1 rRNA gene is annotated in these 229 nt (G+C 55.0%); it reads left to right on the forward strand.

The annotated features are described in order from the left end of the window. A 16S ribosomal RNA gene (locus ACTHS4_RS12805) occupies positions 1–229 on the forward strand; the annotation flags it as partial.

Here is a 229-nt window from a genome sequence, read left to right on the forward strand (position 1 = left end):
GTGCGTAGGCGGCCGCCTAAGTCAGTTGTGAAATACCCCGGCTCAACCGGGGGGGTGCGATTGATACTGGGCGGCTCGAGTAACAGCGAGGTTGGCGGAATTGACGGTGTAGCGGTGAAATGCATAGATATCGTCAAGAACACCGATAGCGAAGGCAGCCAACTAGGGGTTAACTGACGCTGAGGCACGAAAGTGCGGGGATCAAACAGGATTAGATACCCTAGTAGTC

This window comes from Neisseria sp. P0014.S009 (assembly GCF_051958155.1).
GTDB lineage: Bacteria > Pseudomonadota > Gammaproteobacteria > Burkholderiales > Neisseriaceae > Neisseria > Neisseria flavescens_C.